Origin of the sequence: Massilia sp. YIM B02769, assembly GCF_030411995.1 — a bacterium.
In the GTDB taxonomy this organism is placed as follows: domain Bacteria; phylum Pseudomonadota; class Gammaproteobacteria; order Burkholderiales; family Burkholderiaceae_D; genus Telluria.
The window spans coordinates 1-7,389 of the sequence record NZ_JASNRC010000031.1; the positions used below are offsets into that span (position 1 = coordinate 1).

The following is a 7,389-nucleotide window of genomic DNA, read 5'->3' on the forward strand; positions in this document are numbered from 1 at the left end:
GTGCCCTTGACGTGGATTGAACACGTGGCCTCTCCCTTACCAAGGGAGTGCTCTACCACTGAGCTACAAGGGCTGATTGTTTGCAGTGCACAGCTGCACCACAATAACTGGAGCGGGTGAAGGGAATCGAACCCTCGTCGTAAGCTTGGAAGGCTTCAGCTCTACCATTGAGCTACACCCGCGAGGTACAACTTCAATTCGACTTCACGACTTCTTCTTTTTGGTGGTGGGGGCTGGATTCGAACCAGCGTACTCAGAGAGGGCAGATTTACAGTCTGCTGCCTTTAACCACTCGGCCACCCCACCGCGAAGAACCGCAGAGTATGAAGCAAGCTCAACGTACTGTCAACTATTTTTGCCATCACTACGAACCTGGCTCAATAGCAGCGTTGCTTCGGGGCGTGATTGTAACCGTAGCATCGGCAAACCTGCAAGGGTCTTTTTGAAGTGAATGCGCAAGCGGTGCGCTGCACCCATCCGGCCTGCGGTACTGTACGCCTCAGGGGAACGTCAATACGGATGACATGGACATCAAGAAGCCCGCTTACCCCCGCTGGCGTTGGCGGCCGCTGCTGCTGGCCAACCTGGCGATTGTCGCGGCCTACCTGGCCACGCGGCTGGCTGCCGACGCCCTGGCGCTGCCGGCCGGCTATGCCCTGCCCCTGTTCCCGCCGGCCGGCGTGGCCCTGGCCCTGGCCACCGCCGCGGGTGCGCGCGTGCTGCCCGGTATCGCGCTCGGCATCCTGCTGGCGATCCTGCCGCGCCACCTCGACAATCCGGCCCTGCCGCTGGCGCACGCCCTGCTGGCCACGCTGGCGGAGATCGCCGGCGCCACGCTCCAGGCCTGGCTCGGCGCGCGCCAGTTCCGGCGCCGCATGCATCCGGCCATCGGTTCCGGGCGCGACGTGTTCGCCTTCCTGCTGCTCACGCCCCTGATCTGCCTGGTCAGCGCCAGCGTGGCGGTGCCCTTCCTCTACCTGCTGGGCGCGATCACCGAACCCGAACGCGTGCTCAACTGGCTGGGCTGGTGGGCCGGCGACACCATCGGCGTGCTGCTCGCCGCGCCGCTGTGCTGGATCGTCTGCGGCGCGCCGCGCCAGCTGTGGCGCCAGCGCGCGACCATCGTCGGCCTGCCGCTGCTGCTGGCCAGCGCGGCGGTGGTGACGATCTACCGCCTCACGCTCGGCTGGGAGCACGAGCAGCATCTGCAGCCCTACCGCCTGAAGGCCCAGCAGACCGCCGACGTGCTGCAGGCCGAGTTCAACGAGCACGTGCGCTTCGTCGGCACCTTTGCGCGCACCCTCGCCGACACCGAACACATCCTGGCGCGCGACAAGTTCCTGCGCGTGGCCAGCGGCTATGTCGACGGGCGCCCGGAAATCCAGGGCGTGAACTGGGCGGTGCCGGTCAAGGAGGCCGAGCGCGGCGGCTTCGAGGACTGGGTGCGGCAGGCGCTGGACCCCTCCTTCCCCGGCATCCAGGATGTCTCGCCCGCCCTGCGCCTGCAGCCGGCGGCGCAGCGCCCGCTGTACCTGCCGGTGCTCTACACCTGGCCGCCCTCGAACGCGGTGCTGCGCGGCGTCGATTTTCTCACCGCGCCCGGACGCGCCACAGCGGCGGCGCAGGTGCTGACCGCGCGCACCCCGGTTGCAACCGAACCTTTCCGCCTGATGATGAGCGGCGACATGGGGATCGGCCTGTTCCGCTCGGTGGGCGAACCGAACGCGCCGGCCTCCGGCGCGGTGGTGTTCGTGCTGAACGCCGAGGCCCTGCTCGAACAGGCGGTGGCGCGCGCCGGCTTCGACGGCTTCCAGGCCGCGCTGGTCGACGTCACCGGCGGCGTCGTGCTGCCGCTCGTCGGGAATATCGACCGGGTTCATCCCGACGAATACCGGGTCGGCCTGTCGTTCGCCGGACGCAGCTACGTGGTCGCCTTCCACCCCACCGCCGCCTACGCCGCCAGCGAGCGCGGCGTGGCCAGCTGGACCGTGCTGTCGTCGGGCCTGCTGCTCACCGGCCTGCTGGGCGCCCTGCTGCTGCTGGTGAGCGGCGAGCGCGCCGCCGTCGAAGCGCAGGTACTGGACCGCACCGCGCGCCTGCGCGACCGCGAAGCGCGCCTCGAAGCCATCCTCGACAACGCCGCCGACGCCATCCTCACCGTCGATGCGCACGGCCTGGTGGTCTCGGCGAATGCCGCCACCGCGCGCCTGTTCGGCTACCCGGCCCAGCACCTGGTCGGACTGCCCTTCGGCTCCCTGGTGCCGGCCGGTGTCGACGGCGACGCCGCCGTCCAGCTGACCCGCCTGTCGCAGTCGACGCCCGACGAGTGCGTGCTGGAGGGCCGCAATGCGCAGGCCGGGATCTTCCCGCTGTCGATCTCGGTGGCGCCGGTGCAGATGGCCAACAAAGGCCGCCAGGAGCAGTTCTTTGTCTGCATCCTGCGCGACCTGACCGAGCAGCAGCGCTCGCAGGAACACATCTACCGCCTGGCCCACCACGACGTGCTCACCGGCCTGGAAAACCGCGTGGCCCTGAACGTGCGCCTGGAGCAGCAGCTGGCCACGGCGCGCCGCCACAACGAGCCGGCGGCGGTGCTGTTCATCGACCTCGATCACTTCAAGAAGATCAACGATTCGCTCGGCCACGCCGCCGGCGACCGCCTGCTGGTGGGCGCGGCCGAGCGCATGAAGGACCTGCTGCGCGACGTCGATACCCTGGCGCGCCTGGGCGGCGACGAATTCATCATCGTGCTGGCCGGCCCGCTGACCCCCGACAGCGTCACCGGGGTGGCGGTGCGGCTGGTCGAATCGCTGTCGCAGCCCTACCAGCTGGCCGGGCACACCGCGCACAGCGGCGCCAGCGTCGGCGTTGCCCTCTTCCCCGACGACGGCGAGGATGCGGCGACCCTGATCCGCCACGCCGACATGGCGATGTACGCGGCCAAGCGCGAGGGGCGCAACAACTTCCAGTTCTTCTCGCCGGCGATGAACGCCGCCACCCACGAGCATCTGCTGCTGGAAAACCGCATGTGGGGAGCCCTGCACGCCGAAGGCTTCAGCCTGCACCTGCAGGCCCAGGTGGCGCTCGACACCGGCCGCGTGATCGGCGCCGAGGTGCTGCTGCGCTGGCACGACAGCGAACTGGGGAGCGTGGAGCCGAGCCGCTTCATACCGGTGGCCGAGGAAAGCGGCATGATCGTGCCGCTGGGCGACTGGGTGCTGGCCCAGGCCATGGCCTTGCTGGCCGAATGGCAGCGCGACGGCCTGGACCACCTGCGCCTGGCGGTGAACCTATCGGCGCGCCAGTTCTCGGGCGGCGCCCTGCTCGAACGCCTGGACGAACTGGTGGCGCGCTACGGCATCGATCCGGCCCGGCTCGAACTCGAGATCACCGAAACGGCCGCCATGCGCGACCCGGAAAACACGCGCGAGCTGCTGCGCGAACTGCGCACACGCGGCTTCAAGCTGGCGATCGACGACTTCGGCACCGGCTATTCGTCGCTCGCCTACCTGAAGCTGTTCGCGATCGACCGCATCAAGATCGACCGCGGCTTCGTGAAAGACATCGAGCACAATCCGAACGACGCGGTGATCGTCGCCGCCACCATCGGCCTGGCCCACGCGCTGGGCCTGGCCGTGGTGGCCGAAGGCGTGGAAACCCAGGCGCAATGGGGCTTCCTGCGCGAGAAGCTGGGCGACGAAGCCCAGGGCTACCTGTTCGCGCGGCCGATGCCGGCAGGTGAATTCCGCGAATTCATCCGGCGGCAAGCGCAGCCAGTACCTGGCGCTTGAGGGCGCGGATCAGCGCCGTTTCGTCGGGCGGCACGCCTTCCGGCGCAGTGCTGGTGCGGTCGGCATAGAAGAAGCCGAGTTGCGCCTTGCCCACCACCAGCGGCAGCACGATGAAGCTCTTCGCATCCGGCAGCAGGGTACGGTGCCAGGCGGGCAGCAGTTCGCGGATTTTTGGTGCCGCGGCGTCCGAGATCATCAGGTCGGCGTCGTTTTCCAGCGCCAGCAAGAACAGGTCGCGCCCCGGATTGGCCCCCGCCGCCGGGAAACTGAAGCCGGCCTGCAGGCGCGTACTCTCCTCGCCGAAGGAGACGCGTGCGCGGTACAGGTTCTGGCGCGCGTCCTTCAGGCAGACGGTGGCGAAGCGGAAGCCCAGCGCGCTGTAGAGCGTTTCCAGCACGGCCAGGATCACGTCGTTCAGGCGCGCGTTGCCGGCGGCGCGCAATTGCGTCACGTCCTGCACCCCGGCCAGCAGCAGCTCGCGCGCATTCTTCGGCTTGCCGCTCGGATGGGTGCCTTCGTCTTCCTCGCCGGCGTCGAGGGTGGCCAGCAGCAGCACGTTCGGCAGGCCATCGGCTTCTTCCGGTTCGGCCCACGCCAGCGGCTGCAGGTTCATGCTTTCCATCAGCCCGCGCATGCCTTCGGCGACGTTCACGAACAGCTTGTCCAGCGCCGCCGCGTCGAGCTCGAAGGCGGCGCCGTAGCGCGCCAGCAGCGCGCGTGCTTCCGCCGAACCGCTGGGGTCCGGCAGCTTGGCCAGCAGGCGCGCCACGTCGAGGCTGAAGGACGCCACCTGGCGCATCCACTCGCCGCGGTTCGCCGCCACCTTCAGGGTGCCGGCCGGCAGCGCCGCCTGGGCGCGCACGATCACGTCGGGGATCTTCCATTCGGCCAGCACGGCGGCCGACAGGGTGTCGTAGGTGCAGCCGAGGATCAGCTGCGAGGCCTGGGCCGGCGTGTGCTTGCCGGCGCCGACGATCTGGCGGATCTCGCGGTAGCGTTCGTGCTCGTGCGAGGCCACCAGCAGCGCGCCCAGGTTCTTGAACAGGGCGCCGATGGCCGCCTCTTCCGCGCCCTGGTAGAACGACAGGCGCGCCATCTCGCGCCCGACCAGGCTGGCGCACAGCGAGGCTTCCAGCTCGACGCGCACGGCGCCGGCGTGGGCGCCGTTGTCGAGGGTGTCGACGAGGAGCATGGCCAGCGCGGTGGTCTTCACGTTGTCGAAGCCGAGCAGTGCGATCGCGCGCGAGACCGTGGTGACCACGGTGCCGGCCACGGTGCGGTACTGCACGGTGTTCGACAGGCGCAGGATGCGCTGGGTCAGCGCCAGGTCGGACAGAACGAAGTAGGCCAGGTCGTGGGTGCCCTGGTCGTCGGAGGACGCCAGTTCGACCACGCGCGCCACCGCGCTGCCGAGGGCGAACATCTCTTCTTCGCCGTTCACCTTCTGCATCAGGGCCGCGCGCACGCGGCGCGTCGCCTGCTCGTCCTGCGGCGCAGGGGTGGAGGGAGTGACTGCGTCTGCCATGCCGTGTTACCCGTTCTTCTTGGCGCGTGCGCCCTTGTCGTATTTCTTGAGGACCGCCTGGTGCAGCGCGCCCAGGGCGCCCAGCTTGGGGTTGCGCGGATCGAGCCGGCGCACCGCCGCCAGCTGGGCCAGCGCCTGCTGCGCCAGCTTGTCGTCCCAGCCGGTATGTTCCAGGCAGCGCAGTAGCGCCAGCGCGGCATTGAAGGCCACCTGCGGATTGCCCGGCATGCGCGTGGCCGCTTCCTGCATCAGCGTCACGGCGCCCTGGTAGTCGCCGCTCTTGGCGCGCTCGGCGCCGCCGGCGACCAGGTCGACCACGTGCTGGCGCGCTTCCTGGGCCAGGCTGGCGCCGAGTTCCGCCTGGCCGGCCTGGGCCATCACGCTCATCGCGCGGTCCATGGCGGTGGCGTCGCTGGCGTTGCGCATCACGTCGCGCACGATGCTGGCGGCGCCCTCGGCCATGTTGTGGTCGAGGCAGCTGCGCGCCAGCTCCAGCTTCAGGTCCGAGGACATGGCGGGAATGTCCTGGCTGGCCGCCACCGCGGCCGTCAGGGCTTGCGCCAGGCGTTCCTCGTTGCCGGTGTATTCGTGCAGCAGGGCCGAGGAAATCGCGCTGCAGGCGTCGGCGTGCTGGCGCCCGCCCATCGAGCGGTCGAGTTCGCGGATGACGGAAGCGGCGGCCACCGGGTCGCCCTTTTTCACCAGGGTGCGCACCAGCTTGACATGGTCCTCGGGGTCGCGGAACTCCGAGTACTTCGCTTTCTGCACCACCTGCTTGAGCACCTTTTCGGCGGTGTCGTTGTCGCCCGCCTCGAAGGCGACTTCGCCCAGCGTGCGCAGGCGCCGCACCGCATGCGGCGACACCGCGACAGCCTTGGTCAGCACCTGCTGCGATTTCTCCAGCTCGCCCATGGCGGAATGGGTGCGCGCCAGCCAGTCGTAGGCGTCGACGAAATTCGTGTTGGTCTGGACCAGTTCGGTGAGCAGGCTGCCTGCTTCTTCGTATTCCTCGCGCAGGTACAGGGTCTTGGCCAGGCCGAGGCGCGCCCAGGCGATCGCGCGGCTTTCGGCCAGGCGCCGGTAGATCGGCTCGGCCTGCGCGGCTTCGCCCAGGAACAAGTGCAGTTCGGCGCGCAGGCGCAGGAAGTCGACGGCGTAGCGCGGCCAGGCGGTCTCGCCCTCGATGCAGGCCTCGATGGCTTCGTGCTGGGCGCCCGCTTCCATCAAGCGATACACCGGCAGCAGCACGTTGCGCCGCTCCAGGGCGCGCGCGATGCGGTCGAGCAGGCGGTCGGCCGTAAACGGTTTCAGGATGTAGTCGGTGGGCGCCAGCTCGGCGGCGCTGACCACCTTGCCGTAGTCGCCCTCGGCGGTGACCATGAAGAACATGGTCGACAGCGAGATCAGCTTGTGGTGGCGCAGGTCTTCCAGCAGCTGCTGGCCATCCTGGCCGCCTTCCAGGTCGTATTCGCACAGCACCAGGTCGAAGTTCTTCAGGCCGAGCTGCTTGACGGCCAGGTTGGCGCTGCTGGCGTGGTCGATGCGGGTCAGGCCGCACATGGCGAGCATGCTGTGGATGTTCGCGCGCATCCCGGCGTGGGGCTCGATCAGGAGTGCGGTGAGGCCGTCTAGTTCGTTCATGTCTTTGTTTTCCGCTCGGCCCGGAGGCGGCTACGTTGGCCGCTGGTGGTCCAGTATATTACGGCGCGGAAAAAAATTAGTGAAATCGGGTTGACGATGCTGTGTAAAAACAGGGCGCCGATGGGGAAATGCGACAGAAGTCTCTGTTACAGGCCCGTTGCGGCCTGGCGTAGCGGCGCGGCGGCCGCGCAGGCGGCGTGCGCCGCTTCGGTCACCACGTTCTGGTAGCGCACTTCGTAGCGGCCGGCGGCCAGGCCGTCGACCGTGAACGTGGCATGCGATTCGACATAGGCGTGGCGCACGTTCGAGCGGCGGTCGAGGTCGTGGATCTTGACGAACACCGGCGCCTCGTTGGCGCTGTTGTCGACCACGACCGACATTTCCTTGCCCTGGTTGCCGACCGGGTAACCGGCGATGTAGCCGGAATCGGCC

At 68.7% G+C, this 7,389-nt stretch carries 3 protein-coding genes, 3 tRNA genes and 1 pseudogene; 1 reads left to right on the forward strand and 6 read right to left on the reverse strand.

Going from position 1 to position 7,389, the window contains the following annotated elements; translation table 11 throughout:
* Window position 1 precedes the first annotated feature (1 nt).
* The 3 genes from QPK31_RS25915 to QPK31_RS25925 all read right to left on the reverse strand — a co-directional run bounded on the left by QPK31_RS25915 (window position 2) and on the right by QPK31_RS25925 (window position 306).
* Window positions 2–73, reverse strand: a tRNA-Thr gene (locus tag QPK31_RS25915).
* A gap of 35 nt (window positions 74–108) precedes the next feature.
* Window positions 109–182 (reverse strand) — tRNA-Gly (locus QPK31_RS25920).
* 39 nt (window positions 183–221) lie between these two features.
* A tRNA-Tyr gene (locus QPK31_RS25925) sits at window positions 222–306 on the reverse strand.
* A 218-nt stretch (window positions 307–524) separates the two neighbouring features.
* Here QPK31_RS25925 and QPK31_RS25930 point away from each other — a divergent pair.
* Window positions 525–3,791 carry an EAL domain-containing protein gene (locus QPK31_RS25930; protein WP_290425768.1) on the forward strand — a complete coding sequence of 1,089 codons (3,267 nt, stop codon included), beginning with the start codon at window positions 525–527 and terminating at the stop codon, window positions 3,789–3,791.
* On the opposite strand, the gene QPK31_RS25935 is transcribed toward QPK31_RS25930, so the two are convergent.
* The 3 genes and pseudogenes from QPK31_RS25935 to QPK31_RS25945 form a co-directional block, all read right to left on the reverse strand.
* Window positions 3,754–5,316, reverse strand: a complete 1,563-nt coding sequence (locus tag QPK31_RS25935; RefSeq protein WP_290425769.1) for an HDOD domain-containing protein — start codon at window positions 5,314–5,316, stop codon at window positions 3,754–3,756. The two genes, QPK31_RS25930 and QPK31_RS25935, sit on opposite strands and share 38 nt — an antisense overlap.
* 6 nt (window positions 5,317–5,322) lie before the next feature.
* Entirely contained in the window at window positions 5,323–6,957 is a 1,635-nt protein-coding gene (locus QPK31_RS25940) for a tetratricopeptide repeat-containing response regulator (RefSeq protein ID WP_290425770.1), read from the reverse strand.
* Between the two features lie 146 nt (window positions 6,958–7,103).
* A pseudogene (locus QPK31_RS25945) lies at window positions 7,104–7,389 on the reverse strand (J domain-containing protein); the annotation flags it as partial.

Bases quoted from the DNA above. Each gene is read 5' to 3' on its own strand.
- QPK31_RS25935 (WP_290425769.1), bottom strand. From the start codon at position 5,316: ATGGCAGACGCAGTCACTCCCTCCACCCCTGCGCCGCAGGACGAGCAG.
- QPK31_RS25930 (WP_290425768.1), top strand. From the start codon at position 525: ATGGACATCAAGAAGCCCGCTTACCCCCGCTGGCGTTGGCGGCCGCTG.
- QPK31_RS25940 (WP_290425770.1), bottom strand. From the start codon at position 6,957: ATGAACGAACTAGACGGCCTCACCGCACTCCTGATCGAGCCCCACGCC.